The 23,721-nt window shown below is 61.4% G+C and carries 30 protein-coding genes and 3 pseudogenes; 15 read left to right on the top strand and 18 right to left on the bottom strand.

The window, feature by feature from the left end; genetic code table 11:
- Nucleotides 1-108 precede the first annotated feature (108 nt).
- Nucleotides 109-738, top strand: a complete 630-nt coding sequence (locus tag V1273_RS15805; protein ID WP_334410165.1) for a cation transporter — start codon at nucleotides 109-111, stop codon at nucleotides 736-738.
- A 56-nt stretch (nucleotides 739-794) separates the two neighbouring features.
- Here V1273_RS15805 and V1273_RS15800 read toward each other — a convergent pair whose 3' ends face one another.
- On the bottom strand, nucleotides 795-1,511 hold the full coding sequence (locus V1273_RS15800; RefSeq protein WP_334368526.1) for a c-type cytochrome: 717 nt from the start codon (nucleotides 1,509-1,511) through the stop codon (nucleotides 795-797).
- Nucleotides 1,512-1,544: 33 nt separating this feature from the next.
- Here V1273_RS15800 and V1273_RS15795 point away from each other — a divergent pair, with 33 nt between their 5' ends.
- The gene (locus V1273_RS15795) at nucleotides 1,545-1,844 is read left to right on the top strand and encodes a hypothetical protein (RefSeq protein ID WP_334369299.1); all 300 of its coding nucleotides are present in this window, start codon (nucleotides 1,545-1,547) and stop codon (nucleotides 1,842-1,844) included.
- Between the two features lie 214 nt (nucleotides 1,845-2,058).
- Here V1273_RS15795 and V1273_RS15790 read toward each other — a convergent pair whose 3' ends face one another.
- Both V1273_RS15790 and V1273_RS15785 read right to left on the bottom strand, forming a co-directional pair.
- On the bottom strand, nucleotides 2,059-2,316 hold the full coding sequence (locus V1273_RS15790) for a hypothetical protein (RefSeq protein WP_334368525.1): 258 nt from the start codon (nucleotides 2,314-2,316) through the stop codon (nucleotides 2,059-2,061).
- A gap of 202 nt (nucleotides 2,317-2,518) precedes the next feature.
- Entirely contained in the window at nucleotides 2,519-3,649 is a 1,131-nt protein-coding gene (locus V1273_RS15785; protein ID WP_334382438.1) for an alpha/beta fold hydrolase, read from the bottom strand.
- Between the two features lie 174 nt (nucleotides 3,650-3,823).
- On the opposite strand from V1273_RS15785, the gene V1273_RS15780 reads away from it, so the two are divergent.
- From V1273_RS15780 to V1273_RS15770, 3 genes are all read left to right on the top strand, one after another.
- On the top strand, nucleotides 3,824-3,946 hold the full coding sequence (locus V1273_RS15780) for a hypothetical protein (protein ID WP_334368522.1): 123 nt from the start codon (nucleotides 3,824-3,826) through the stop codon (nucleotides 3,944-3,946).
- A gap of 64 nt (nucleotides 3,947-4,010) precedes the next feature.
- A complete protein-coding gene (locus V1273_RS15775) occupies nucleotides 4,011-4,538 on the top strand; it encodes a hypothetical protein (protein ID WP_334368521.1) in 528 nt (175 codons plus the stop codon).
- Between the two features lie 109 nt (nucleotides 4,539-4,647).
- A complete protein-coding gene (locus V1273_RS15770; protein ID WP_334368520.1) occupies nucleotides 4,648-5,178 on the top strand; it encodes a DUF2938 family protein in 531 nt (176 codons plus the stop codon).
- 10 nt (nucleotides 5,179-5,188) lie between these two features.
- Here the strand turns inward: V1273_RS15770 and V1273_RS15765 are convergent, their stop codons facing one another.
- The 6 genes from V1273_RS15765 to V1273_RS15740 all read right to left on the bottom strand — a co-directional run bounded on the left by V1273_RS15765 (nucleotide 5,189) and on the right by V1273_RS15740 (nucleotide 11,882).
- The gene (locus tag V1273_RS15765) at nucleotides 5,189-5,830 is read right to left on the bottom strand and encodes a DUF1109 domain-containing protein (RefSeq protein ID WP_334368519.1); all 642 of its coding nucleotides are present in this window, start codon (nucleotides 5,828-5,830) and stop codon (nucleotides 5,189-5,191) included.
- Complete coding sequence (locus V1273_RS15760; protein WP_334368518.1) at nucleotides 5,827-6,384, bottom strand: sigma-70 family RNA polymerase sigma factor; 558 nt, start codon at nucleotides 6,382-6,384, stop codon at nucleotides 5,827-5,829. Before V1273_RS15760 ends, V1273_RS15765 begins: the two co-directional genes overlap by 4 nt.
- Nucleotides 6,385-6,438: 54 nt before the next feature.
- Nucleotides 6,439-9,627: an efflux RND transporter permease subunit gene (locus V1273_RS15755; protein ID WP_334410164.1), complete on the bottom strand. Its 3,189-nt coding sequence runs from the start codon at nucleotides 9,625-9,627 to the stop codon at nucleotides 6,439-6,441.
- Complete coding sequence (locus V1273_RS15750; protein WP_334412217.1) at nucleotides 9,624-11,027, bottom strand: efflux RND transporter periplasmic adaptor subunit; 1,404 nt, start codon at nucleotides 11,025-11,027, stop codon at nucleotides 9,624-9,626. The genes V1273_RS15755 and V1273_RS15750 overlap by 4 nt, the downstream gene beginning before the upstream one ends.
- Complete coding sequence (locus V1273_RS15745; RefSeq protein WP_334369266.1) at nucleotides 11,024-11,431, bottom strand: FixH family protein; 408 nt, start codon at nucleotides 11,429-11,431, stop codon at nucleotides 11,024-11,026. Before V1273_RS15745 ends, V1273_RS15750 begins: the two co-directional genes overlap by 4 nt.
- A gap of 79 nt (nucleotides 11,432-11,510) precedes the next feature.
- Complete coding sequence (locus V1273_RS15740; RefSeq protein ID WP_334410163.1) at nucleotides 11,511-11,882, bottom strand: hypothetical protein; 372 nt, start codon at nucleotides 11,880-11,882, stop codon at nucleotides 11,511-11,513.
- 229 nt (nucleotides 11,883-12,111) lie between these two features.
- On the opposite strand from V1273_RS15740, the gene V1273_RS15735 reads away from it, so the two are divergent.
- On the top strand, nucleotides 12,112-12,516 hold the full coding sequence (locus V1273_RS15735; RefSeq protein WP_334410162.1) for a four-helix bundle copper-binding protein: 405 nt from the start codon (nucleotides 12,112-12,114) through the stop codon (nucleotides 12,514-12,516).
- A 10-nt stretch (nucleotides 12,517-12,526) separates the two neighbouring features.
- On the opposite strand, the gene V1273_RS15730 is transcribed toward V1273_RS15735, so the two are convergent.
- A complete protein-coding gene (locus tag V1273_RS15730; RefSeq protein ID WP_334410161.1) occupies nucleotides 12,527-13,162 on the bottom strand; it encodes a class I SAM-dependent methyltransferase in 636 nt (211 codons plus the stop codon).
- A 293-nt stretch (nucleotides 13,163-13,455) separates the two neighbouring features.
- Here V1273_RS15730 and V1273_RS15725 point away from each other — a divergent pair, with 293 nt between their 5' ends.
- Genes V1273_RS15725 through V1273_RS15705 form a run of 5 tightly spaced genes read left to right on the top strand, consistent with a single transcriptional unit; the run spans nucleotide 13,456 to nucleotide 15,441 of the window.
- Nucleotides 13,456-13,779, top strand: coding sequence for an ArsR/SmtB family transcription factor (locus V1273_RS15725; RefSeq protein WP_213247700.1), 324 nt, complete (start codon nucleotides 13,456-13,458; stop codon nucleotides 13,777-13,779).
- Entirely contained in the window at nucleotides 13,776-14,207 is a 432-nt protein-coding gene (locus V1273_RS15720; protein ID WP_334368512.1) for an SRPBCC family protein, read from the top strand. The genes V1273_RS15725 and V1273_RS15720 overlap by 4 nt, the downstream gene beginning before the upstream one ends.
- A 53-nt stretch (nucleotides 14,208-14,260) precedes the next feature.
- On the top strand, nucleotides 14,261-14,467 hold the full coding sequence (locus V1273_RS15715; RefSeq protein WP_334368511.1) for a hypothetical protein: 207 nt from the start codon (nucleotides 14,261-14,263) through the stop codon (nucleotides 14,465-14,467).
- A gap of 25 nt (nucleotides 14,468-14,492) precedes the next feature.
- On the top strand, nucleotides 14,493-14,963 hold the full coding sequence (locus V1273_RS15710) for a DUF1801 domain-containing protein (RefSeq protein ID WP_334410159.1): 471 nt from the start codon (nucleotides 14,493-14,495) through the stop codon (nucleotides 14,961-14,963).
- Nucleotides 14,964-14,979: 16 nt separating this feature from the next.
- The gene (locus V1273_RS15705) at nucleotides 14,980-15,441 is read left to right on the top strand and encodes a DUF1801 domain-containing protein (RefSeq protein ID WP_334410158.1); all 462 of its coding nucleotides are present in this window, start codon (nucleotides 14,980-14,982) and stop codon (nucleotides 15,439-15,441) included.
- A gap of 105 nt (nucleotides 15,442-15,546) precedes the next feature.
- Here V1273_RS15705 and V1273_RS15700 read toward each other — a convergent pair whose 3' ends face one another.
- Nucleotides 15,547-15,762, bottom strand: a complete 216-nt coding sequence (locus V1273_RS15700) for a hypothetical protein (protein ID WP_334410156.1) — start codon at nucleotides 15,760-15,762, stop codon at nucleotides 15,547-15,549.
- A gap of 212 nt (nucleotides 15,763-15,974) precedes the next feature.
- Nucleotides 15,975-16,709 (bottom strand): Crp/Fnr family transcriptional regulator, encoded by a 735-nt coding sequence (locus V1273_RS15695; protein ID WP_334368507.1) that lies wholly within the window; start codon nucleotides 16,707-16,709, stop codon nucleotides 15,975-15,977.
- Nucleotides 16,710-16,843: 134 nt separating this feature from the next.
- Here V1273_RS15695 and V1273_RS15690 point away from each other — a divergent pair, with 134 nt between their 5' ends.
- Nucleotides 16,844-17,047, top strand: a complete 204-nt coding sequence (locus V1273_RS15690) for a hypothetical protein (RefSeq protein ID WP_028346450.1) — start codon at nucleotides 16,844-16,846, stop codon at nucleotides 17,045-17,047.
- A gap of 129 nt (nucleotides 17,048-17,176) precedes the next feature.
- Here V1273_RS15690 and V1273_RS34050 read toward each other — a convergent pair.
- Nucleotides 17,177-17,278, bottom strand: a pseudogene (locus V1273_RS34050) (DUF6894 family protein); the annotation flags it as partial.
- An 86-nt stretch (nucleotides 17,279-17,364) separates the two neighbouring features.
- On the opposite strand from V1273_RS34050, the gene V1273_RS15685 reads away from it, so the two are divergent.
- Nucleotides 17,365-17,835: a hypothetical protein gene (locus V1273_RS15685; RefSeq protein ID WP_334412320.1), complete on the top strand. Its 471-nt coding sequence runs from the start codon at nucleotides 17,365-17,367 to the stop codon at nucleotides 17,833-17,835.
- On the opposite strand, the pseudogene V1273_RS15680 reads toward V1273_RS15685, so the two are convergent.
- Together V1273_RS15680 and V1273_RS15675 are read right to left on the bottom strand one after the other, a co-directional pair.
- A pseudogene (locus V1273_RS15680) lies at nucleotides 17,836-17,934 on the bottom strand (IS5/IS1182 family transposase); the annotation flags it as partial.
- Nucleotides 17,935-18,147: 213 nt separating this feature from the next.
- A complete protein-coding gene (locus V1273_RS15675; RefSeq protein ID WP_334368505.1) occupies nucleotides 18,148-18,558 on the bottom strand; it encodes a DUF1127 domain-containing protein in 411 nt (136 codons plus the stop codon).
- 632 nt (nucleotides 18,559-19,190) lie between these two features.
- Between V1273_RS15675 and V1273_RS34045 the strand changes: the two are divergent.
- A pseudogene (locus tag V1273_RS34045) lies at nucleotides 19,191-19,511 on the top strand (hypothetical protein); the annotation flags it as partial.
- Between the two features lie 16 nt (nucleotides 19,512-19,527).
- Nucleotides 19,528-20,238, top strand: coding sequence for a hypothetical protein (locus V1273_RS15670; RefSeq protein WP_442894093.1), 711 nt, complete (start codon nucleotides 19,528-19,530; stop codon nucleotides 20,236-20,238).
- A gap of 189 nt (nucleotides 20,239-20,427) precedes the next feature.
- Here the strand turns inward: V1273_RS15670 and V1273_RS15665 are convergent, their stop codons facing one another.
- The 3 genes from V1273_RS15665 to V1273_RS15655 all read right to left on the bottom strand — a co-directional run bounded on the left by V1273_RS15665 (nucleotide 20,428) and on the right by V1273_RS15655 (nucleotide 23,672).
- The gene (locus tag V1273_RS15665; RefSeq protein ID WP_334410155.1) at nucleotides 20,428-21,420 is read right to left on the bottom strand and encodes a Bug family tripartite tricarboxylate transporter substrate binding protein; all 993 of its coding nucleotides are present in this window, start codon (nucleotides 21,418-21,420) and stop codon (nucleotides 20,428-20,430) included.
- 81 nt (nucleotides 21,421-21,501) lie between these two features.
- On the bottom strand, nucleotides 21,502-22,719 hold the full coding sequence (locus tag V1273_RS15660; protein ID WP_334410154.1) for a CaiB/BaiF CoA transferase family protein: 1,218 nt from the start codon (nucleotides 22,717-22,719) through the stop codon (nucleotides 21,502-21,504).
- Nucleotides 22,716-23,672 carry a hydroxymethylglutaryl-CoA lyase gene (locus V1273_RS15655; protein ID WP_334410153.1) on the bottom strand — a complete coding sequence of 319 codons (957 nt, stop codon included), beginning with the start codon at nucleotides 23,670-23,672 and terminating at the stop codon, nucleotides 22,716-22,718. Before V1273_RS15655 ends, V1273_RS15660 begins: the two co-directional genes overlap by 4 nt.
- Nucleotides 23,673-23,721 lie beyond the last annotated feature (49 nt).

Genomic DNA, 23,721 nt, shown 5'->3' with positions numbered 1-23,721 from the left:
TGATTGGCCAATGAATATGCAACGCAACTCTCGCACTGCTCCAGGGCCGACTGTCGCTCTCCTGGTGGCGCAATTGTGTAACACGAACTTGCGTACTACCTTCCGTGGATGGCCGATGCTTGTTGTACACCTCCGCCCCTGAACTTGGACCGGAACCGCGGTAATCCGGCTTATCGCCGGGTTCTTTGGGTGGTCCTTGGCATCAATGCCGCCATGTTCCTCACCGAGATCGGCGCAGGCTTGGCGGCGGGATCGGCTTCGCTCCAAGCCGACGCGCTCGATTTTCTCGGCGACGCGGGAAACTATGCGATCAGCCTCTTTGTGGTTGGGATGGCACTGCGCTATCGCGCGTCAGCGGCGCTTGCCAAGGGCGCCACCATGGGAGCCTTCGGCCTCTGGGTAATTGCCATCGCCATCTGGCACGCCGCACAGGGGACGCTGCCGAGTGCATTCACCATGGGTGCGGTCGGCGTCATGGCCCTTGCCGCCAATGTTGCGTCATTCGGACTCTTATGGGCCTATCGCAACGGCGACGCCAACATGCGCTCGGCCTGGATTTGTACGCGTAACGACGTTCTGGGCAATCTCGCGGTACTGCTGGCTGCACTCGGCGTGTTTGGCACCGGTACCGGTTGGCCGGATGTGATTGTCGCTTCCTGCATGGCCGGACTTGCGCTTCAAGGCGCATTCGTGGTGGTGCGCCAATCGGCCGGTGAATTGAAGGCCGTGCCGGCATAAATCGATTTACGCCATTGGTGAGATGTGGAGGCCGCCAGCCGCCAATACCAGACCTCTCAGCATCGAGCCTCGATCATCCCGCTGATCTCTTCGGGTGCGGCAAAAATCACGTCTGCCCGGTCACCCATCATTCCCGCAGGCACAAGGGCTGGTGCGCCACCTTGCGGACCATCTTTGCCGGAATCAGTTTTCAGGCGCAGATTGCGCTCCCAAAAGGCGCGGGTCTTGCCATCAGCCGTGGTCACCCGATAGGTGTCGCGACAATAGGTGATTGCCTTCACCTGCATGTTCGACGCCAAACTTTTCAAATTGGGAACGCGGCCGCCGCCCATCATCCCACCCATCATTCCGCCCATGCCTCCCATTTGCCCTTGAGCGTACCGCTCCGGCGCGGCTCCCGGTTTGGTTGCTTCCCTCAGAAAGGCGAGCAGGTCTGCACGGTGCTGCGGGTCCTTGATGCCGTTGAATGGCATTTCGTTGTCCGGCACCATACCATTGGGATCGGCCAACCAGGCGTCCAGCGAACGGTCATCCCAGATGATGCCTGACGATTTGAGCGCGTCGGAGTAGCGTTCGAAGCTCGGTAACGCTCCGGCCTTCCGTCCCCACAAACCGGCAAGACTCGGTCCTGTCATGTTTTGATCCGGCTCAAGCGAATGGCATGGTGCGCACATGCGGAAATTCTGCTGACCCCGCGCGGCGTCGCCGTGCTGGGCCAACGAGGGAGACGAAAGTGCAATCGTCGAGAGCCCGATGACAATGAGTTTGTTCATTGCCGACCGTCCTTGCTCCCCGTGCGAAGGTACTTGATCAGTGCCGCGGCCGCCAGGATCAAGACGATCACGACCAACAACCAGACGAACCCCATGCCCCACATCATTCCAGGCATCATATTGTCCATCATTGGCTCACCTCAAACATCTCGCCGAGTCCAACTGTTGGAGGGTTATCTGCAAGCCGCTCGCTTCATGCACATGAGCATCATGAAGGTGCACGGCAGAGACGCCATGATGCGAAATATCTCGGCGCCTGTCAGCCAATTCCAGTTCCAGGCGACGCTCAAGGAAACCGCCGTTGCAAAGACAAGATACAGCGCTATCCAATAGCGAGTGAAATAACTGCCCAAAGTGGTGATTAGTGAGGTCCCGCCCATAGGTGTGCCGTTGTCCCGACTTAAGGTCATTGGAACGCCTCTTGCTGCGATGAAAGGGAATGTGACGGGTTGCGGGAGTAGACGATTTACCGCAACCCTCTTGCCTCAGATCGCGCCAATGCATCTCGGCCGGCGCCCTTCATGCGGCGGTATAGCGCCCGTGAGTATCAACGACCCTTCGGACCACCCTGGTAGCGGAATCCCGATGCGCCGCCGGCGGTCGTGGGCTCCTGACGGAACGTTGCCCGATCGTAGGCGAATGCAGAATACGGATCGGTTTGCGAGGCAGACCTGATCGGGGTGCTCTTCCTGGCTTCATTCGGCCAATAGCTTCTATCGGTAATGGTCGATCCTGCCTGCGCAGTCGCGGAGATCGCCACGAGCGGCAACAAGAGGGACATCGTGAGAAGGTGTTTGGTTGACATGTTCCGGCTCCATGATTGTGGAAGCGCCGTCATATGCGCCTCTAACCATGAGTTCGGAGCTAAATGCCAGCCGGTTACAGGCTCACGCCGACGTGAAAACCGCCAGCGCCGCAACAAGTCTTGGGCTCAATGCTGCGCCCGCGAAGGTGCGAAGCATAATTGCGCACTCTGGCCACTCCCGAGGTCAACCGAACAGGCACGATCAATGCACGTCGTTGATCGCCTTCTTCCATCCTCGGAAGCGGTAACCATGGCCCGTCACGGTTTCGATGGAAGCTGCGAAGGGGCCGAGCTTCTTCCGCAGTGATCCGACAACGGCGTCCACCTTGTTCGAGCCCGCGAAGGGGGTGTTCCAGATTTCGGCGAGCATCTCGTCTCGGGTGATGACGCGTCCACTTGCCTGGATCAGGGCGAGTATCACAGCGTACTCCAGCCGCGTCGTTGGGCGACGTTGACCGTCCAGGACGATCTCACGATTGGCCTCGTCGAGTCGGCATCCGGATAACGGTGCTGAGGCAGCCGCGCGTACCTCATCGCCGGCAAGGAACGAATGGACCGCGTCGGCAATCGCGTCGCCATCGATCCATGGCAGGTGTATGTCGCCGTCCAGTGTTATGAGCCGCGCGCGAGGTAATTCGGCAGCGAGCTTTTGGCCAGCTTCAAGGGGGATCGCGCGGTCCTTGCGCCGATGTATGACCAGCGCCTCTGCACGGACGCGTGAAAGGACATCTGCGGCATTCATCTCACAGCTCAGGCGCAGTAATTGCGCCGCCTGCGGTGCATTCGCCCAGTCACACTGGTTTCGGGAAAAATCTTCCGAATCCTGCGGCGCTGCACCGGGCAGGAATAGCGCCGTAAGCGCGACCGATCCAAGGCCCCAGTGCGCCTTCACGAGGTCAGTGAGCGCATCGCGCAGATCGGGCGTCGCTATATCGGCCCCCCTCGCATACGAACCATAAAAACACAAGCGGCGGACGCGTTCCTGGTGCGCAGCCGCATACGTGAGCGCAACCGGTCCCGCGCAAGACACCGCGAACAATGAGAACTGGCTATCGCCGAGTTCATCGGCGAGTGTTGCGAGCAGTTGCACTTCGTCCGCTTGCGTTCGCGGTGGAACGTCGCGATCGCTCAGACCGGTGCCCGGTCGGTCGTAGCGGACGACGCGAAAGCCCTCCGCCAGGCGACTGAAGAAACGCCGAAATCCCGGATGCTCCCAATCGCGCTCGACGTGACTGACCCACCACGCGGGGCAGAGGATGAGCGGCCCTTCGCCGACCGTGGCATAGGCGATCCGGGCTCCGTTTGCGTCCCGAATGAATCGAATGACCTGCACCGCCGGTATCGATCTCCCATGGCTCTCATTCAATTCTCATAACAATTTCATCGCCTTTTCAAGCTGGGTCTTGCCGCCACCCGATAGATTCGATGCGATCGACGAAGGACCGCTTTATCCTGGCTATCCTTCGATTGTCGTCCCCTTCGAACAGTAGGATGTTGGAGGCAATTCATGACCATGGACATGACCACGATGGGCTCGGGCGCGTTGCTGGCAATGGGGGTTTATCACCTCGCCATTTTCACCTTCGCTGTGCTTGGAATCGCGGCGTCGATCAAATATCTGCGCTCCTGATTTGTCAGGCTACCTGACGTTCGGGATCGCAGAAATCGCTCGCGTGCGCCGCAGGATGAACGACATGTTTGCAATTGACGGTGCTGCACGACGCACTGCTGCTGTCGTGGTAACCGCAATCCGGACGCTGTGGAGCGAGCGAATTTCGTCGGGCTCATTCCTCCTTGGTCTGCTGGCCGGTGCGGGACTGACCGTACAAATACACAAATGGTGGACCTCGTCCTTGAGCCTCTGCTTGTCCTCCGCTGGGCTCCGCCAACTCAACGACACCCAATCCGATCTGGTCCTTGCGTTCACGTTGTATCCGGTCACTACGTCGGCCGGACAAATGGCAGTGCTCACTGTCGCGGTCGCCGCGCTTATTGGGTTTCTGCTTTGGACCAAGCGAGCGACCTCGGCTTCATTCTTTTTGGGCGTGCTTGCGGGCACCGGCTTCGTTTTGAGCTTCGATATCGTCTGGGTCCATTGGATCTTTGGCCTCCATCACCTTACGAATACACAAATGGACCTCGTCCTTGAACCCCTGTTCGTCCTGCTCGGACTCGCCTTCTTGTGGTTTGCGATCACACGAGAGCGCCGCCAAGCTACTTAAAGTGATCAGAACTGCTCATCGTGGGGTACTGGCTCGCCCGAGGCGCTCCGGCGCACTGTCCGGCAGATACCACGAGAGTTGACCATGCACGGTAGTCTCGGAGGCGACAATGATTGGTCTAACGAATTCTTATGCTCAGTTGGCAATTGAGAGCATTGTGGTGGGCAGCATTGCGACATTGGTGGCGGATCTCTGGTCTCGCCTGCTGCAGACCGTTGTCGGCATCCCACGGGCAAATTGGGGATTGGTTGGACGCTGGGTGGCTGCATTCCCGCGCGGGGTATTCGTTCATCGCCCGATCACAGCAACACCGGCGGTCCGCGGCGAGCTTGCGATCGGCTGGACATTCCACTATGCGGTCGGGATCGCCTATGCGGCACTCTATCTTGTGATCTTGAGATCGGGCCTCGGCTCGGAACCAAGTCTCCTTTCGGCTGTGGCGTTCGGATTGGTCGTTCTCATTGCGCCCTGGTTTGTCATGCAGCCGGCGCTCGGTCTCGGCTTCATGGCGGCGCGTATGCCAAAGCCCACAGCCGTTCGTATCCTCAATATTTCCGTACATACGTGGTTCGGCGTCGGGCTCTATCTCGGTGCCACGGCCTGGCTAATGGGCACGAGGTCAATCACGAACGCGATCTGAACTGCGACGGTCACCAGCGTAGAAGGCGCGGCCCCAACAACGCGCCAGCCAGGGTGCACAGCACAATCGTCCCGCCGTACCAGACAGCAATAAACGGTAGCGAATCGTCTGTACAATGGAGCGCATAAGCCGTTGCGCTGACGCCTCCTGCGATGAGGCCTGCGAACGCGCCGGCTCGCGAAAGATTGGTGGGAGCGCCTTTTCGCACGGCCCAAATTGAAACAGCGAAGGGAACAATCGCAATGACCGGAATGGAGAGAAGGCATTCCAGCCATTCATCGCCCACGATCATCCTTCCCCAATGTGCAGGGGGCGCGGACCCAAGGCTGACTGCGGCAAGAATCAAAACGATGAGAAACGGCATAACGATAAGGAAAAGCGACATCCTCCGTTCACTGCCAGGGCGCGCCAGGCGCACCAAGTAGGTCATCGCGAGACCGACAACCCCAACCGCGAACGCCAGCTTGATGGTGAGATAGATCAGCGCGCGGGTTGTCGTCAGGTCGGGGCGGAGGCCCAGGCCGGCAAAAGCAATGCCGAGGGCCGCGATCGCCGCCGTGGCAATTGCGACATAAAGCGATCGGACAACCGCCTTGCGATCGACAGGCTCAAGGTTCGTGCTCAGAAGCGCAACCAGATCGTCCGTCTTCATGTTCGTGTTTCCTGGGCAATCAACCGAGCAAGCATTTTGAGCCCGCGATGAATATTTACCTTTACGCCCGGCTCTGAGAGCCCGCATCGATTCGCAGCTTCAGCCACGCTCAGCCCGTCAAGTTTTACGGCCTCGATCGCGCATTGCATGCCCTTTGGCAGCCGCTGCATGAGCCGCCGGACATCATGCGTGCTTTCGATCTCGGAATTGTCATCACGTGCCATGACCTCATCGGCCTCGTCGATCGGCACCTCGGCGAGCGATGCACGATTCCGACGCAGAAAATCGATCAGTTTGTAGCGCGCGATGGCGTGCACCCAAGGCGTGAGTGGCTCCCGCGGGTCATAGGTATGCCGCTTGAGGTGGATTGCCAATATGGCCTCCTGGACCAAATCTTCGGCCTGCGCCATCCCTCTTCCAACGGCGACGAGCTTGGCCTTGTAATAGGCACGTAGGCGACGGCTCAACCGATCGAGGAGCGAGCGGTGTGCCGCCGCGTCACCCTCGAGGCTCGCAAGCATGAGGGCCTTGAGTTCGATTTCGAGGGTCGTCATGCCTGCTATCTCGTTAGTTCGATGGTCCGCCGGATTTGGTTACAGCAGGTTTGATCACTCGACAGGCTCGGGAACTTTTCGCGGTGCGACAGGAGACGCAATCGACCGCGGAGGCTCGGCGGAATCGTCCATATCCTTCAGCCCAAATCCCTTCACCAGGCCGAAGATCGCCGGGATCACGATCAGCGTCAGCAATGTCGAGGAGATCATGCCGCCGATCATCGGCACCGCAATACGCTGCATGATCTCCGAGCCTGTGCCGCTGCTCCACATGATCGGGAGCAGCCCGGCCATGATGGCGACCACGGTCATCATCTTCGGACGCACCCGCTCCACCGCACCCTCCATGATGGCGTCGTAGAGATCACGCTTCGTCAGCGGCCGGTTCTCGGCGGCACGACGGGCGCTGAATTCGGCCAGCGCCTGGTTCAGATAGATCAGCATCACCACGCCGGTCTCGGCAGCAACGCCGGCGAGCGCGATAAAGCCGACCGCGACCGCGACGGACAGGTTGAAGCCGAGCCACCACATCAGCCAGAGCCCGCCGACCAGCGCAAACGGCAGCGACAGCATCACGATCATCGTCTCGGTGACGGAGCGGAAGTTGAGATACAGCAGCAGGAAGATGATGAGCAGCGTCGCGGGAACGACAATTTTGAGCCTTGCGGTGGCGCGCTCGAGGTACTCGTACTGGCCGCTCCACATCACATAGTAGCCCGGAGGAAACTGAATGCTGGCTTGCACGGCGCGCTGCGCCTCGGCGACGTAGCCGCCGAGATCGCGGTCGCGGATGTCGACGTAGATGTAAGTCGCCAACTGGCCGTTCTCGGTGCGAATCGAGGACGGCCCACGCGCCGGCACGACCTTTGCGACTTCGCCGAGCGGGACGGCGCCGCCGGCCGGCATGGGCACCAGCACGTCACTTGCAATCGCCTTCGGATTGTCGCGCAAATCCCGCGGGTAGCGCATGTTGACGGAAAAGCGCTGGCGGCCCTCGACTGTCGTCGTGACCGTCTGTCCGCCAAGCGCAGTAGCGATGGTGTCCTGGACATCCTGAATCATGATGCCGTACCGCGGCATCGCTTCGCGGTCCGGCGTGATCTCCAGATAGTAGCCGCCGATGCCACGCTCGGCGTAGGCGGACGAGGTGCCGGGCACCGCTTTCAGGACCTGCTCGATCTGTTTCGCGAGCTTGTCGATCTCGACCAGATCGGTGCCGATCACCTTGACGCCGATCGGGGTGCGGATGCCGGTCGACAGCATGTCGATACGGGCCTTGATCGGCATGGTCCAGGCGTTGGAGACGCCGGGAAATTGCAGGGCCTTGTCCATTTCCGCGATCAGGCTGTCGATCGTCACGCCTGCCCGCCACTCCTGCTTCGGCTTGAGATTGACGACGGTCTCGTACATTTCCGATGGCGCCGGATCGGTTGCGGTCGCGGCGCGGCCTGCCTTGCCGTAGACGGATTCGACTTCCGGAAACGACCGGATGATCCGATCCTGAGTCTGCATCAGTTCAGCGGATTTGGTGATCGAGATGCCCGGCAATGTCGTCGGCATGTAGAGCAGCGTGCCCTCGTTCAGGTTCGGCATGAACTCGGTGCCGAGCTGACGGGCCGGCCAGACGCTCACGGCCAGAATCGCGAGTGCGAGCAGGACGACCAACGTTTTGGCGCGCAACACACCGTTGATAACAGGACGGTAGATCCAGATCAGGAAACGGTTGATCGGATTCCTGTGCTCGGGAATGATTCTGCCGCGGATGAAGATCACCATCAGCGCCGGCACCAGCGTCACCGAAAGCAGCGCAGCAGCGGCCATGGCGAATGTCTTGGTGAACGCCAGCGGGCTGAACAGCCGCCCCTCCTGCTGCTCCAGCGTGAAGATCGGCATGAACGACACGGTGATGATCAAGAGGCTGAAGAACAGCGCCGGACCGACCTGCGCGGCCGCCTCGATCAGGATGGCCACCCGGGACTTTCCGGGCTCCGCTCGTTCGAGGTGCTTGTGGGCATTCTCGATCATGACGATTGCTGCATCCACCATGGCGCCGATCGCGATCGCGATGCCGCCAAGGCTCATGATGTTGGAGCCGAGCCCCAGCAGCTTCATGGCGCCGAACGCCATTAATATGCCGACCGGCAGCATCAGAATCGCAACCAGCGCACTGCGGACGTGCAGCAGGAACACGATGCAGACCAGCGCAACGACGACACTTTCCTCGAACAGCGTGTGCTTGAGCGTGTCGATGGCCGCGTAGATCAGGTTCGAGCGGTCGTAAACCGGCACGATCTCGACCGATTTCGGCAGGCTGCTGGCGATTTCCTGGAAGCGCTTCTTGACGTTCTGGATCACATTGAGCGCGTTGACGCCGAAGCGCTGCAGCACGATGCCGCTTGCGACCTCGCCCTCCCCGTTCAGTTCGGTGATGCCGCGCCGCTCGTCGGGGCCGAGCTCCACCCGGGCCACGTCGCGAAGGAGCACCGGCGTGCCATTGCTCACCTTCAGCACGACGTTGCCGAGGTCGTTGATGCTCTTCAGGTAGCCCTTGCCGCGGATGACATATTCGAACTCGGACAGTTCGACGGTGCGGCCGCCGACGTCGGCGTTGCTGGCACGAATCGCCTCGCGCATCTTCTGCATGGTGATGCCGCGATCGCGCATGCGCTGCGGATCGAGGATCACATTGTACTGCTTGACGAAGCCGCCGACGCTCGCCACTTCGGCGACACCTTCGGCCTTGGCGAGCGCGAACTTCAGATTCCAGTCCTGGATCGTGCGCGTGTCGGAAAGGTTCAGCTCCTTCGACACGATAGCATATTGGTAAACCCAGCCGACGCCGGTCGCATCCGGGCCGATGGTCGGCGTCACGCCGGCGGGAATGCGCGAGGTCGCGGCGTTTAGGAATTCGAGCACCCGCGAGCGCGCCCAATAAATGTCCGTGCCATCCTCGAAGATGACGTAGACGAAGGAGACGCCGAAGAAGGAAAAGCCGCGCACCACCTTCGATTTCGGCACCGTCAACATCGCGGTGGTGAGCGGATAGGTGACCTGGTCCTCGATGACCTGCGGCGCCTGACCGGGGTACTCCGTGTAAACGATGACCTGCGTGTCGGAGAGGTCGGGGATAGCGTCTAGCGGCAGATGGACCAGCGCGTAGATGCCAGCCGCAGCGGCAAAGCCGCTGCCGAATAGCACCAGCAGGAGGTTGCGAGCCGACCAAGCGATCAAGCGGGCAATCATGGCTGAGCTCCCTCGGCGAAGCCCTTGAGTGCCGCCTTCAGGTTGCTTTCCGCATCGATTAGAAAATTGGCCGAGATGACGACGGGCTCGCCGTCTTTCAGCCCGCTGCGGATTTCGACCAGTCCGTCTCCCCGACGGCCGATCTTGACGTCGCGGGGCTCGAATCGTCCCTCACCCTTGTCAACCAGAACGACCTGGCGCGCCCCCGTATCGAGCACCGAGCTGTCGGGAACGGCCAAAACAGGCTCCGCGCCGCCAATCTCGACATCGGCGTCCACATACATGTCCGGCAGCAATGCGAGGTCGGGATTTGCAAGTTCGATCCGAACGCGGGCTGTCCGTGTCTCGCGGTTGACCTGGGGATAAATGACAGAGATCTTTCCGGAGAAGTCCCGCTCCCGGAAGCTGCGCGCGCGCACGGTTACGCCTTGTCCGACCGCAAGCGAGCCGAGATCGCGCTCGGCGATGTCAATTATCGCCCAGACCACCGACGTATCCGCAACGCGGAAGAGCACGTCGCCCGGTTGAGCTCGCATACCCTCGACGGCGTTGCGTTCCAACACGATGCCGTCCCGTGGGGCCGTCCAGGCGACGGTCACCGGGACGACCCGCGTTCTTTCGACCTCGGTGATTACCGCGTCGGGCACGTCAAGGTTTATCAACCGCTGCCGTGAACCGCGTCCGTAGGACGGTTCGCCCGCCGTAGTCTTGGACGTCAATGTCGTCACATACTCGGCGGCAGCACTGGAAACCGCCGGACTGTAGACCTGCATCAGCGGCTGCCCCTTCTTGACAAAGGTACCAGTCGTGACGTCGGCAACTGTTTGCAGGTAGGTTTCCGCACGCATCGCGATGACTGAGACTCGACGCTCGTCGAGTTGGATCGTGCCTGGCGCCCGCACGACCGTCCGGATCGGGCGAGTGGCCGCCGGCTCCGATTTGACACCGGTGCGCTGAATCTTTCCCGGCGAGACCTTGACCGATCCGTCGTCGCTGTCCTCGCCCTCATAGACGGGGATGTAGTCCATCCCCATCGAGTCCTTCTTGGGCGTCGGCGAAACATCCGGCAGCCCCATCGGGTTGCGGTAATACTTGACCTTGCGGTCGGTGGGCGGAGCCGCCGCGCTTTCCTGCGGCGGATCGTCAAAACTGATGTCGGCGCCCCGGAGGACGGCCCGGTAGTCGCGGCCATCCGGCGTCTTCTTTGGCGTCAGCGAGTAGAACGGCTTGCCGTTCGGATCCTGATAGTAGATCGCGGCGCCCGCCGGTTCGCTCGCCTGGGCCATGACGTGGGCATGCGTGGTCTCTCCGCGCGGCCAGAGATAGGGACGCGCGAGGACGCCGGCGACCACGGCAACTGTAACGGCGGCAGCGATCGCAACCTGAACGGACCGGTTCATTTGTCGGCCTGAATAACGAGCTTGTTGTCGACTGTGCCGGTTTCGCCCTGCACTTTTGCGCCGAGCGACAATTGCCACCGGCCGGCCATGCTGAAATCGGCCTTGAAGCGGTAGGTACCGGGTTCGGATCCCGGCAGGGGCGTAAGCTCGGTCACCATCTCTTGCATCGCATCCGGTGCCATATCGAGACGCGTTGCAAAGATCACCGCGTCCGGAACGGCCTTGCCCGTCGTCTTATCGATGAGCTTGACCGCAATGATCTTGTCGCGACCGGTCTTCACAGTCGGTTCGACGAGCTTGAACTCGTAATTCTTGATATCAGCGAGTGCGACGGTTGCGGCGCATGTCAGGACAGCGGCGCTCAGCGCGACCCGCAGGCCGCGCGAAAACTGAATTGCCTTCATCATGGTATCCTCGATCTACTGGTCAGCCGCCATTGGCGGCATGGGCGCGGACGCCACGAAGCGCCGCGAGATTCCGGCGTTACGCCGAAAGGACCAGGGACCGGGGAGGTTTTGGCGGAGGTGAGTACCCGAGGCTTTCCACTTCCGGATCGCTGCCGGGCAGCAGCGTGCGAAGGGTCACGGGCTGGATTTCGGCAATGCCGGCCGGCAGCGGCGCCTGCAACGTCGTCGATACGCAAAGCGCCATCAACGGGCACTGGTCGCAATCGACCGGCGCCGATTTCTCCGGGCAGCACGGCATGTCGTCGGACATGGCCGCGTCATCGGACATCGCCGTCATGGCCATTGGTGCCATGGCGCCCGTATTCGCCCGCGCCGTGAGCGGGGCGATGACGAGGCCGACGATCACAAAAATCGCCAGCAGCCGGCAAAGGTGAATCGAGTATTTCACGCGTTCAGTTTCGCACATCTCGGCCCATGATGGGAAGCAGAGTTCCATCACGAAACCGCGGGTTTCGTTAACGTAAGCCAGCGGACGAAGACCGCATTTGCGATGAATCAAAGCCCACCCCTGACCCCAATTCAGATTGGCCGGCTGCCCAGAACGTTTTTCAAGGCCGCGACTTGAGCTAGCGGCCGCCCCCCCCGGCGGTGGTCTGTCCTCAGCAAGGAGCCCAGCCATGCACGCCCGCGAAATGATTGGCACCCACCCGGCCGTCCAAGGCCAGATCAGTGACGCCCTGATCCGTTGCATCGAGGAATGCTACTCCAGCGCCCAGACCTGCACCTCCTGCGCCGACGCCTGCCTGTCAGAGCGCATGGTTCAGGAGCTGACCCAGTGCATCCGGCTTGACCTGGATTGCGCCGATATCTGCAATATCACCGGCCGCATCATGACCCGCCGAACGGGTTTCGACGACGAGGTGATGCGCCGCATGCTCAGCGTCTGCGCCGCCGCCTGCCGGCTTTGCGCGGAGGAATGCCAGCGGCACGCAGCCACGCACGAACATTGCCGCATCTGCGCGGAAAGCTGCCGCCGCTGCATGGAAGCTTGCCAGGAGGTCTCGCGCAGCATGGCGCATTAGCGCGCGGCGATCAGCCCTCGTGCCGGAACACGCTGAACTGAAAAGCCTGCCGGGACCCCCACGGCGTAGCGTGATCGTGCCGCTGCGTGTGGACCAGCTTGAACGCTGTGCCGAGCGTCCGTCCGAGACTCTCGCTGTCGTAGCGCGCGACCGGCAGGCCGCTGCACTTTTCAGGGCCGTCGAGCGCAAAAGTCGCGATGATGGCGTGCCCGCCGATCTTCAAGCCCCGCTTGAGGCGCGCAATGTAGGCGGCGCGATCGCCTGCGTCGATGAGAAAGTGGAACGCTGCCCGATCGTGCCAGATGTCGTAGGGCTTGGCCGGCTCCCAGGTCGTCGCATCTGCGACGATCCAGCCAACCCGCTCGGCGCTGGCGCCAAGGTGGCTCTCCAGGCGGCGCTTGGCAGCGGCCAACGCCGCGGCGGAAAGATCGAGCACGGTGACATCCTCAAATCCCTGCTCGACGAGACTGTCGACCAGCCGCGAGGCGCCGCCGCCGATGTCTATGATGGCCGACTTGTGCGTCACCCCCGCCTGCACGATCAGGTCGAGCGAGGGAGCCGGGATTTGCTGAAACCAGCTAACCTCGTTCTCGCCCTTTGTCGTGTAGACGTTCTCCCAATGGGCCTGACGGCCGGCATCTCCCATAGGACCTCCCCCTCGCTGTATGCGACGCTGAATATGTGGTCATCCCTCTCGTCCTCGACAACGAGGGGCGACCATGCCGTCGGCGCTCGCGTCCGCAGCTCTTGCTTCGCAACGGAGAGCGCAGGACCAATACATAACCAACACGGCATACGTTGAGCGGGTGGCCGACTGACGTCAACCTGCATGTTGGTCGCAAATTGGACAAAAAATTTGGCCTTTCGGTGTTCCCGCTTGACTAATCCATATCTCGGCGGGTATGTATCAATCAATAACCAGAGAGTTATTGATTTCGAATGCCCAACGCTCATGACGTGCTGTTCAGAACACTCGCCGACCCAAGCCGTCGGGCGATCTTCGAGCGGCTGTGCCGCGAAGGAGAGCAAACGGTCGGGGCGCTGACGGCCCGGGCCGGGATCTCGCAGCCGGCCGTCTCGAAGCATCTTGGCGTTTTGAAACAGGCGGGGTTGGTGCGCGACCGCCACGAAGGCCGCCAGACGCACTACAGCGCGCAACTCGGTGCGCTGGCCCCGCTGATCGACTGGGCGAGCCAGATGCACGGCTTCTGGCAGAACCGGTTCGATAACCTGGAAGACCTGCTCAAACGGATGGACCAATGACAAATACCGCCCCCGAAACGCGCACCGTCGTCGTCGAACGCGAAATGTCGCATCCGCCGGAAAAGCTCTGGCGCGCGCTCACGCAACCCCACTTGATGGAGGAGTGGCTGATGAAGAACGACTTCAAGCCCGTCGTGGGTCACCATTTCAATCTTCGCGGCGATTGGGGTGGCGTGCTGGACTGCGAGGTCCTTGCCATCGAGCCGAACAAGGCGCTGTCGTACACCTGGAATTTCAAGCACGACGATGCGGCTTTCAATCTAGAAAGTGTCGTGACTTTCACGCTGACGCCAACGCCCACAGGCACCCTCCTGCGCATGGAGCAGACCGGTTTCCGGCCGGATCAGAAGCAGGCCTACGGCGGCGCCCTCGCTGGATGGCAGCAATTCTTCGCCAAGCTGGAAGAGCTCGTGGCGCGGACGGATTGAACCGCCGCGTCACGCTCCGGCTCGTCTGCAAAAGTCTGCAAAAGGAGGGCTCATTGAACTGGAACACGTGGATTCGGCAGATCCACCGCTGGCTGTCGATTGCCTTCATGGTGACCGTCGTCGCCAATTTCATTGCCATGGGACTGGGGGAGCCTTCCCCGTGGGTGGTATACTCCCCATTGCCGCCGCTCTTTTTACTGATGTTCACCGGCCTGTACATGTTCGTGCTGCCCTACGCCGCCAAATGGCGCAGTGGCTGACGTACCGGCGACAGGAGCGAACACAATGGCGCAAACGACGTCGAGAAGGCCGGCGAAGATCGCAAAGAAGACCACCGCCAAGCAGGCTACCGCAAAGCCCGTCCTGCTCTCAGGCGGCAATCCTCAGATCGCAAAGGGATACGGCGATGCCCCCGTGCAGGCCTACATCGCGGCCATGCCGGGCTGGAAACGCGACGTCGGGCGCCACCTCGACGCGCTGATCGTCCGCACTGTCCCCGGCGTGCACAAGGGGGTCAAATGGAATACGCCCTTTTATGGCGTCGAGGACCAGGGCGGCTGGTTCCTCGCCTTTCACTGCTTCACGAAGTACGTCAAAGTGACCTTCTTCCGCGGCACATCGCTCCACCCTCTCCCGCCCGGCGAGTCCAAGCACAAGGAAGTGCGCTATCTCGACATCCATGAGGACGGCCTTGACGAAGCGCAGCTTGTTGCTTGGGTGAAGCAAGCGAGCCAATTGCCCGGCGAACGATTGTGAGCGAATGACAACAGCCATGAAGAAAGCAACAATGAAGAAGAGCGGCGCGAGCGAAGGAAAAGGCGGAAGCTCTCCCTCTCGGCACATCGATGCGCGAATCAAGGAGCTGGGCGATTGGCGCGGCGAGATGCTCGCGCGGATTCGAAGCATCATCAAGCAGGCCGATCCCGAAGTGGTCGAGGAGTGGAAGTGGCGCGGCGTTCCGGTGTGGGAGCACGACGGCATCATCTGCACCGGAGAGACCTACAAGGCGGTCGTGAAGATGACCTTCGCCAGGGGCGCCTCGCTGGAAGACCCGTCAGGCCTCTTCAACTCCAGCTTGGAGGGCAACACCCGGCGCGCCATCGATTTCCATGATGGCGACAAGATCGACGAAAAGGCATTGAAGGCGCTCATTCGCGAGGCTGTGGCACTGAACACGTCGAAGCGAGCGGCCGCACGACCCGCCAGCGCTCGGAAGAAATCAAAGAGCGCTTGAGCAAACGAAGGCTAGAGCCTTTGGTTCTGATTGAATCAGAACCGGGCTCTAGATTATTGTTCTGACGCGAATCGGTGTCCACTTCGCTGGAAAACGCTATAGCCATCACCGAGGATGAAGCTGCAGCTCCAGCAATGCGAGCCGTTGCAGGACAACCGGGTCACGCTCTCCGCTGTGAGCGGCGCGCAGGATCGCTTCCGCGATCACTTGAACGTGGTGGTAATGGACGGGCTCCGGGAGCGTCGCGACGGCGGCGTCAAGCGCCTGCTCCATCACCGAGATGACCTCGGGCGGGAACGACGCGTTTGCAAAATCCTTCATGGCCGGCGGCTAAAAGAAAGCGGTCGCCGATGCGCCATGTAAACGGCACTGCATCGGCAGCCGCTCGAGTTCATGTGTCTATCCCTGACACAGATTGCATAATTTTCCCGAGCTTGAATCGTTCCAGTAACGCAAACAGAATCGCTGCGTCCGATCGACCCAAGTGCGGCTGGACCAGCGGCTGGATCGCCGCCACCGCACGATCGGACGCTTCAGACGGCCGGATCCTGATGCAGGTAACGGTCGTCAAACTGCGCCAGTTCCGCGAGCCTTGTTTCGTCGAGCACGCGCACTTGCCCTCTGCTGACGTCGACGATCCCGTCCTCGCGCAGTTGCCTGATGATGCGGTTCGCATGCACCGGCGTGATGCCCAGCGCCTCGCCGATCTGCTCCTGGGTAAGCGGGAATTCGAACGTGGCAGGCTCCGTGCCTCCCCTGACTGCAAGAAGACGCCTGCGAAGTTCGAGCGCGATATGGACAAGCCGGGCCGGCGCCGGCCGCTGTCCAACATTGACGATCCACTCCCGAAATATCGCGGCATCGATCAAGGTGTCGCGCCAGAGCACGTCCGCAACATTCGGTCTCGCATGCGTCAGGTCTAGCAGCGAGGCATGACTGATGAACCCTAGCGTCGAGGGGACCAGCGTGGCGAGATCATGATCCATCCTGCGCAGGTGCAAACTCTGAAGGTCGGGAATCTCGCCAGGGATGTGAATCGAGAGAATTTGCCGCTGGCCGGCCTCTGTCGTTTTGGAACGGATACAGAAGCCCTCGATAATCAGACAGCATTCCGACGGACGTTCGCCGTCAGATACGATGGCTCTTGCGCCTTCCCAGTGGCGAACCGCGATCGGAAGCGAACGGATCGCGGCAGTATCAGCCGGATCGAGTTTCGAGACGGTATCGAGCCGCCGCAACAAGCTTGCCAACACCGAATCCCGATTCACGCGCCTGTCCTGTTCGATTGAATGATCTTCTGCCTCTGGGTGAAACGAAACCTGCCCGATGCCGGTTCCAAACAAAGGTTAAGGATGCGGTTGCCGAAACGTGGAAGGGTCGAAGCCAATGAGGAGATCCGTCCATGAAAAAAAAGCGCAATCGCAGCCGCCCGGCACTCTCGCTCCAGGAGCGCCTCAAACAAATTGCAGTTCGCGCCCGAGAAAAGGCCGAGAGCTCACCGCCAGGACAGGAGCGTGATCGTTTGATACGGGCGGCGGTCGCGACCGAGTCGGCAGCGGTCATCGAACGCTGGCTGACGTCGCCTGGATTGCAGCGCCCGAAATAGCGCTGCGGTCTTCCGCCCTATCTGGATTTGTCGGCGCAGACGTGAATGACGTACAGCGGATTTTGCGAATTCGTCGGTAACTTCCATCCGCCAGTCCTTGCCCGGACATAGCCTCCCATCGAGATGATCCTGGATGATCTGCCCCGCCGTCACGGTCGCCTCCCGCCAGGCGGCCTGCCGATCGGGCAGTTCCGCGTTTTCTTTATCGAGTTCAGCCCTGTCGTGATACACGTTAGTGAAGTCACGAGTGAAGTCACGCCCCTGCTAAATGTTCCTGCGCCGGAACGCAGTCGCCGGTGCGCGGCGCATGCTTGCGATTGAGCAAGAACAGCAGCGCGCTGTGCGGCCGTCCGCCTCTCTACCCGATATGGAACGAATCGAAAAAAGCCAGCTTGATTCCCCGTTCTGCAGTCCGGGAGTTGTTGATGCGTAACGCCGGCTCGGGTCCGTCGATCGTGCCACATGGTGATGAGCACGACGTCTATATGGTCGAGCATGAATCCCTGGAACACGGCCGGGTCTGGGCAGAAGTCAGTTCCGAGAGCCCGGGATTTGAGCCGGTTGTAATGGACCTGCTCACCGGCCAGTATACCAATCCGATCCGGGTGGTTGCTTTCAACGTCGCTGAGGGGTGGTGTCGTGACGCTTCGGTGGAAGTCGCGCACGAGCTGCGGCGACGCTGCGACCTCCAGCTACGCGACATTCCGTTTTTCCTGCAGGATTTTGTCGATCGCTACGAGGGCCGCTATCAGGACGTCCAGTTGCCGCTGCCGATGCGGCTGTACTAGGAGAACACGACGATCATTCACCCGTGGCACGCCGCGTGGCTTGTTCGGTAGCATCGGCGTGATTGCAGCCCACTCCTTGTCGGTGAGTTCGTAACGCATGATTCGCCCCCACGATAGCGGGCTTGAATCACGGCAAGACAGTCCGGCGCAATGTGGCCCGCCAAGGAGCGGGCCGGATCGCAGCTCGATGGCGGATCGGCGTTAGCGCAATCCGCCATGTCACGACGATTGTAGAAAAGTGGCGGATCACACTTCGCTGATCCGCCTGACGGCCTGCCTAAACGTGCAGAACTGGCGGTGACTTACCATCAGTTACATCACACCACGAGACAGCCCTAGATACGTCGTGCCATCTCTGAGCCTTTCAATAGCTCGGCCAGCGACGATGTAGTCGATGTCACTGGGTGTCAGGCCGATATCCATCAGCTCTCTGTCGCTCAGGTCGTGCAAACTGACTAGCAACCTCTCGCGTTGGCGTCGTTTTCGAAACGCACGCCAATATCCCTGGAGCAAACTCAAGACGCTCCGCGTCGATGCGACTGGTGGTCCAGCCGCTTCCTTTTCCGAGAAAGCGTCTCTCAGCGCTGCGATGGAAGCATCGGGGCACGCCTCGGCCAAAGCATTGCCCGAGGCGTCTTTCACCAAAGCGATGGCGAGGTCGAGGCGGAGCCCTGAGGCATCGCGCCCGGTCTCGGATGTGAGGTTCGTCTGTTGGGGTGACATCGGATGCTCCTGCTGTTATGCCGGCAGGGAGCGTGGCCAAACAAAAGGCCCCGTCCGATGCCGGCGGGGCCTGGTGAAGAGATCGCGTCGTCGAATTCCTAGCGCACGACTCCTTCCACGGCCCAGCGAGAGCGGGTCATGTGTTTGCGGGTCCACGATGCGCACGACGTTTTGATCATGAAGCGTAGCTACCACGGAGATCGCGCAAAATCAAGGGGTGTGCCAGTGCTCCTCGCATCCTGGAGGCGAGCTCTCCTGACCTGACGCGAAGTCTGCCTTGGCTCTGAGATCGTCTGGTTGTTTGATACTTATCGAATGCAAGAAGTTGGCTATGTACCAAGCCCGCTTCTGGCCCACGGCCGAACCGCGCTTAAGCCCTTGTGACCGATTGTCAGCGGCAAACCGGGCATCGATCCTTGCTCCCTTCCACCGCCGCCTTTGACCCATTTGAGACATCAAGCCGGCTTGCTTTCCTCTGAAGTTTCGTCACTATCGGCCGCATGACTGTCGTCGTGATCACGTTCGCGAACTTGTGGTGGCGCTCCACTTAGGAGCGGCACGGCTTTGTCATTCACCCAACCGTCGCCGCCGTTCATCGGCTTGCGAGGTTGCTGCATCAACAGTCCGATTGAATGGCGGTTCTTATCTGGAGAACCGCGATGCAACACTCGTCAGCCACCCTCCCTGTTATCTTGACCGGCGACAGAACCACCGGCCCGTTGCACCTGGGGCACTACGTCGGTTCGTTGAAGAACCGCGTCACCCTACAGACGACGCACCAGCAGTACCTGCTGCTGGCGGATGCCCAGGCACTCACGGACAACGCGCACAATCCTGGTCGGCTGCGGGACAATGTCCTTGAGATCGCGACAGACTACCTGGCTGCCGGGATCGACCCGAACCTGACCACGATCTGTCTTCAATCGCATCTCCCGGCACTTGCCGATTTGACCCTGCTCTACATGAACTATGTCACGGTGGCCCGGCTTGAGCGCAACCCAACCATCAAGGACGAAATCCAGGCGCGAGGATTTGGCAGAGACATTTCCAGCAGGCTTTCTCTGCTATCCCGTCGCCCAGGCCGCCGACATCACCGGTTTCAAAGCGACGATTGTTCCGGTTGGGGAAGACCAAGCTCCATTGATCGAGCAAACCAATGAGATCGTTCGCCGCATCAATCGCCAAGCTGGTGTTGACGTGTTGCCCGAAGCCCGCGCACTTATTCCTCGCATCGGACGCCTTCCCGGCATCGACGGCAAAGCCAAAATGAGCAAATCGCAGGGCAACGCTATTCAGCTATCAGCCACGGCCGATGAAATACGTAAGGCTGTCCGGCGTATGTTCACTGACCCAAACCATATAAAGGCGTCCGACCCAGGTCGCGTCGAAGGCAACGTGGTTTTCAAGTACCTGGATGCGTTCGACGAAGATCACGTTGCAGTTGAGGATTTGAAGGCACGCTATGTCCGAGGCGGTTTGGGCGACAGCATTGTGAAGAAACGTCTGGATGACGTGCTGCAGGCACTTCTCGCGCCAATCCGAAGCCGTCGCCGCGCACTCGCTCGTGATCCCGGCTATCTGCTGCAAGTCGTTAAGCTTGGCACTTCGCGAGCGCGGGAGATAACTGATGCCACTTTGCGCGATGTTCGCGCCGCGCTTGGTCTATTCACATTGAATTAGTCGGATGGGGGCCAAGCCGAGCCTATGTCTGGATTTTGCCCCTCTGCGAAATCGGGCTATGTCCGCTATTCCGCCGTTGTTGAGGGTTGAGCGTCGCTTAAATGAGTACACGCCCTAGCCACGGCCCGATCAGCGCAGGAAGCCGTCGCCGTTCTCCTCACAGCTCCACGCGCTGCGGCACTCCCGCGCTCACTCACTGGTGATGCCGAGCGCGCGGACAAGTTCACCCCGCGCTTGATAGTCAATCCCGATCTGGCGCTTGAAATCATCAGGCGTGCCGCCGACGGCGACCATGCCCTGCTTGTCCAGCCATGCGCGCATCGTGCCAGTGGCAAGCACCGCATTCACTTCCTTGTTCAAGGTCGCGATGACAGGCGCTGGGGTCTTCTTCGGCAGCATGAAGCCGATATAGCTGATGATCTTGAACCCCTCGAAGGTTTCGCTGATGGCCGGAACGTTGGGCAGCATTGCGTAGCGCTTCTCCGACGTGACGCCGAGCAGCTTGATCTTGCCGGCCGCAGCCAGCGGCTCCACAGCCGTGGGTGCGCCAAACAGCAGCGGGATCTGGCCGCCCAGGAGATCATTCACCGACGCCGCCGTTCCCTTGTAGGGAATGTGGGTCATGGTGAAGCCGCCATATTTCTGCAGCATCTCGCCGGCGAGGCGGTGCGGCGTCGAGCTGCCGGAGCTGCCGAAACTCAGATTCTGCGTTTTCTGCTTGCCCAAAGCGACCAACTCGGCGACCGAATTCGCCGGCACATTGTTGGCCGCGGCAAGCAAGAGCGGCGACCACGCGACGTTGACGACCGGCTCCATCGCGGTCGAAAGGTCGAAATGGTTGCTGGTGGCGAGGTGCGGATCGATGGTGACCATCGCGTCCGTCACCATCAGGATCGTGTATCCGTCAGGCTCGGCGCGCGCCGCCGCCTGCGCCGCGATCATGCCGTTGGCGCCCGTCTTGTTCTCGATGACGACGGATACTTTGAGGTTCTCGCCGAGTTGCTTGCCGATGGTCCGGGTCAGCGCGTCGGCCTGTCCGCCCGCGGAATAGCCGACCAGGATGGTGATCGCCCGCGACGGGTATGGCTGCGCCGTGGCGCTCGACACGATCGCAACCAGCGCCGCGACGACCGCCGCGCCGAGAATGAATGCCTTCGCTCGAAACAGTGTGTCGGAAATCATGTTCCGCCTCCTCCCTGACCATTGGCGTTATGAAGGCGGTTGGGCCGCTCTTTTTCGTTATTCGCTTCTTGTTGTTCAATTCTATGCAGGCATGCTCGCAGCCGCGCCAAGCACGCCGGCCGCACGCAGATCGGCTATTTCGTGCGCCGAATATCCGGCAGCTTGCAAAATTTCATCGGCGTGCTCGCCGACCCGCGGCGGCTGGCGCGCGAGGCCCGGCCGTTCGCGGGCCTCGCCGAATTCCACCGGCAGCGCCGGAATTCCGACCAGCGGTCCGCCGCCGAAAGCCGACACGGCGGTTGCGAGCAGGCCGCCATTGGCAAGCAGATGCGGATCGGTCGATAATTCGTCGGGCCGCCCGACGCGCGAATAGGCGACCCGCGCCGCCTCGCATTTTTCGAGGATTTCGTGCAGCGGCAGTTTCGTGATCCGCCGCTCCAGTTCGGGGAGCATCCACTCGCGCGCCTCGCAACGATTGGCGTTGCCGACGAGCCTCGGATCTTCGCGCCAGTCATCGAAGCCGAACACGTCGCAGAAGCGTTGCCAGTGCCCGTCCGACGTGCAGCCGATGAAGACCTGGCCGCCGCCGGAAGCGGTGAAAACGTCATAGACGCCCCAGGCGTTTTTCCGTGCCGGCATCGGTGGCATCGGCCCGCCGGTAACCGCGCTGCCGACGACGACCGCGCCGAGCATGAAGGTTGCGCTTTCAAACAGCGAACTCGCGACCTTCTGCCCCACGCCGGTGACGTCGCGCTCGCGCAGCGCGGCCAGCGCGGCTACGACACCGAAGACGCCGCCGAGAATGTCGATGACCGGCGCGCCCGCGCGAAGCGGCCGACCGGGCGGGCCGGTCATGTAGGCAAGCCCGGACTGCATCTGCACCACCTCGTCGAGCGCGCCACGGTTCTCATACGGTCCCTTCAGAAAGCCTTTCATCGAGAGGTACACAAGACGCGGGTTGATCCGGCGCAGATCCTCCCAACTGCACTTCAGCCGCTCGATCGTTCCCGGGCCAAAGTTCTCCAGCACGACGTCGGCGTCCTTCACCAGCCGATGAACGATCGCCTGTCCCTCGGGCCGCTTCAGGTCGATCGCGATCGAGCGCTTGTTGCGGTTGTAGGTCGCGAAAAAGCCGGCGGCGAAACCCGGCAACCGCCGAGTCGGATCGCCGTCGGACGGTTCGATCTTCACGACGTCGGCGCCGAGATCGGCAAACAGGACACCCGCGCAAGGCCCCATGATGGTGTGACCGAAGTCGAGCACCTTCAGCCCTGCAAGCGGTCTGGATGAAGTCGTCATGCAGCCGGTCTCCTGAAGGCGGCAAGCGTTCCCGATCGCAGCGCCGCGCTCGGCAGCCGGTGTCCGACGATCCGCTCGGCAAGACGCCCGGCCTCGATCAGCGCCTCGATATTCAGGCCGGTGGAGATGCCCATCTCCTCGCACAACAATGCGAGCTCTTCGGTGGCGATGTTACCCGGCGCGCCGGGTTGGCCGGCAAACGGACAGCCGCCGAGTCCCGCCACCGCCGCATCGAAAGCCGTGACTCCGAGCCGCAGTCCCTCATAGGCGCAGGCGATGCCCTGCCCGCGCGTATCGTGGAGGTGAAGCGCGATCCGCAAATCGTCCCAGCGGTCGCGAACGGCGCCGACGGCGGCCGCGACCCGCTTCGGCGTGGCCCAGCCCATGGAATCCGCCAACGCAACGTCGCGCACCTCGATGTCCGCTTCGCGCGCGATGGCGAGCGCGTCCGAAACTGTCGCGACGACCTCTGCCGACGATATGTCACCTGCAAAGTTGCAGCCGAACGCGGCCATGACGATGATCTTGGAGATCGGCACGCCGGCTTCCCGATGCACACGCACGTACCTGCGCATGGCTTCGATCTGTCCGGCGCGGTCGCGGTTGAGATTCCTGATCGCGAACGGCTCGGATGCGCTCAGCGAGATAAACCCGGCAAGGGTGAGCTTCTGCTTGAACGCGAGCGCGCGCTGCAGCCCGCTCTCGTTGAACCACAGGGCGGAGTATTCGACGCCTTCCCGCGCGGTGAACCCTTCGATCACGGCCTCGGCGTCGACCCAACCCGGGACGTGCTTGGGATTGACCAAGGAGGCGATCTGGATCCGGCGAAGCCCGCACGCGGAGAGCGCGTCGATCAGCGCGATTTTGTCGGCAGTCGCGATTGGGCCCGGCTCGATCTGAAAGCCTTCGCGGGGCCCCTCCTCGCTGATGACGACGCTATCAGGCAGGTCCATGCGCCGGCGCTCCTCCGGGTCGTCCTTGTCGATTGCGGGCGAGCTTGCC

It is taken from the genome of Bradyrhizobium sp. AZCC 1721 (assembly GCF_036924715.1).
In the GTDB taxonomy this organism is placed as follows: Bacteria; Pseudomonadota; Alphaproteobacteria; order Rhizobiales; family Xanthobacteraceae; genus Bradyrhizobium.
Note: the sequence above shows the minus strand (reverse complement) of the source record. Positions and strands in the feature narration are given on the sequence as shown.

Excerpts from the sequence above, each read along its gene's own strand:
- V1273_RS15805 (WP_334410165.1), top strand. The coding sequence starts at position 109 with ATGGCCGATGCTTGTTGTACACCTCCGCCCCTGAACTTGGACCGGAAC.
- V1273_RS15800 (WP_334368526.1), bottom strand. The coding sequence starts at position 1,511 with ATGAACAAACTCATTGTCATCGGGCTCTCGACGATTGCACTTTCGTCT.
- V1273_RS15790 (WP_334368525.1), bottom strand. The coding sequence starts at position 2,316 with ATGTCAACCAAACACCTTCTCACGATGTCCCTCTTGTTGCCGCTCGTG.
- V1273_RS15780 (WP_334368522.1), top strand. The coding sequence starts at position 3,824 with ATGACCATGGACATGACCACGATGGGCTCGGGCGCGTTGCTGGCAATG.
- V1273_RS15775 (WP_334368521.1), top strand. The coding sequence starts at position 4,011 with ATGTTTGCAATTGACGGTGCTGCACGACGCACTGCTGCTGTCGTGGTA.
- V1273_RS15770 (WP_334368520.1), top strand. The coding sequence starts at position 4,648 with ATGATTGGTCTAACGAATTCTTATGCTCAGTTGGCAATTGAGAGCATT.
- V1273_RS15765 (WP_334368519.1), bottom strand. The coding sequence starts at position 5,830 with ATGAAGACGGACGATCTGGTTGCGCTTCTGAGCACGAACCTTGAGCCT.
- V1273_RS15760 (WP_334368518.1), bottom strand. The coding sequence starts at position 6,384 with ATGACGACCCTCGAAATCGAACTCAAGGCCCTCATGCTTGCGAGCCTC.
- V1273_RS15755 (WP_334410164.1), bottom strand. The coding sequence starts at position 9,627 with ATGATTGCCCGCTTGATCGCTTGGTCGGCTCGCAACCTCCTGCTGGTG.
- V1273_RS15750 (WP_334412217.1), bottom strand. The coding sequence starts at position 11,027 with ATGAACCGGTCCGTTCAGGTTGCGATCGCTGCCGCCGTTACAGTTGCC.
- V1273_RS15745 (WP_334369266.1), bottom strand. The coding sequence starts at position 11,431 with ATGAAGGCAATTCAGTTTTCGCGCGGCCTGCGGGTCGCGCTGAGCGCC.
- V1273_RS15735 (WP_334410162.1), top strand. The coding sequence starts at position 12,112 with ATGCACGCCCGCGAAATGATTGGCACCCACCCGGCCGTCCAAGGCCAG.
- V1273_RS15730 (WP_334410161.1), bottom strand. The coding sequence starts at position 13,162 with ATGGGAGATGCCGGCCGTCAGGCCCATTGGGAGAACGTCTACACGACA.
- V1273_RS15725 (WP_213247700.1), top strand. The coding sequence starts at position 13,456 with ATGCCCAACGCTCATGACGTGCTGTTCAGAACACTCGCCGACCCAAGC.
- V1273_RS15720 (WP_334368512.1), top strand. The coding sequence starts at position 13,776 with ATGACAAATACCGCCCCCGAAACGCGCACCGTCGTCGTCGAACGCGAA.
- V1273_RS15710 (WP_334410159.1), top strand. The coding sequence starts at position 14,493 with ATGGCGCAAACGACGTCGAGAAGGCCGGCGAAGATCGCAAAGAAGACC.
- V1273_RS15705 (WP_334410158.1), top strand. The coding sequence starts at position 14,980 with ATGAAGAAAGCAACAATGAAGAAGAGCGGCGCGAGCGAAGGAAAAGGC.
- V1273_RS15700 (WP_334410156.1), bottom strand. The coding sequence starts at position 15,762 with ATGAAGGATTTTGCAAACGCGTCGTTCCCGCCCGAGGTCATCTCGGTG.
- V1273_RS15690 (WP_028346450.1), top strand. The coding sequence starts at position 16,844 with ATGAAAAAAAAGCGCAATCGCAGCCGCCCGGCACTCTCGCTCCAGGAG.
- V1273_RS15675 (WP_334368505.1), bottom strand. The coding sequence starts at position 18,558 with ATGTCACCCCAACAGACGAACCTCACATCCGAGACCGGGCGCGATGCC.
- V1273_RS15670 (WP_442894093.1), top strand. The coding sequence starts at position 19,528 with ATGTCACGGTGGCCCGGCTTGAGCGCAACCCAACCATCAAGGACGAAA.
- V1273_RS15665 (WP_334410155.1), bottom strand. The coding sequence starts at position 21,420 with ATGATTTCCGACACACTGTTTCGAGCGAAGGCATTCATTCTCGGCGCG.
- V1273_RS15660 (WP_334410154.1), bottom strand. The coding sequence starts at position 22,719 with ATGACGACTTCATCCAGACCGCTTGCAGGGCTGAAGGTGCTCGACTTC.
- V1273_RS15655 (WP_334410153.1), bottom strand. The coding sequence starts at position 23,672 with ATGGACCTGCCTGATAGCGTCGTCATCAGCGAGGAGGGGCCCCGCGAA.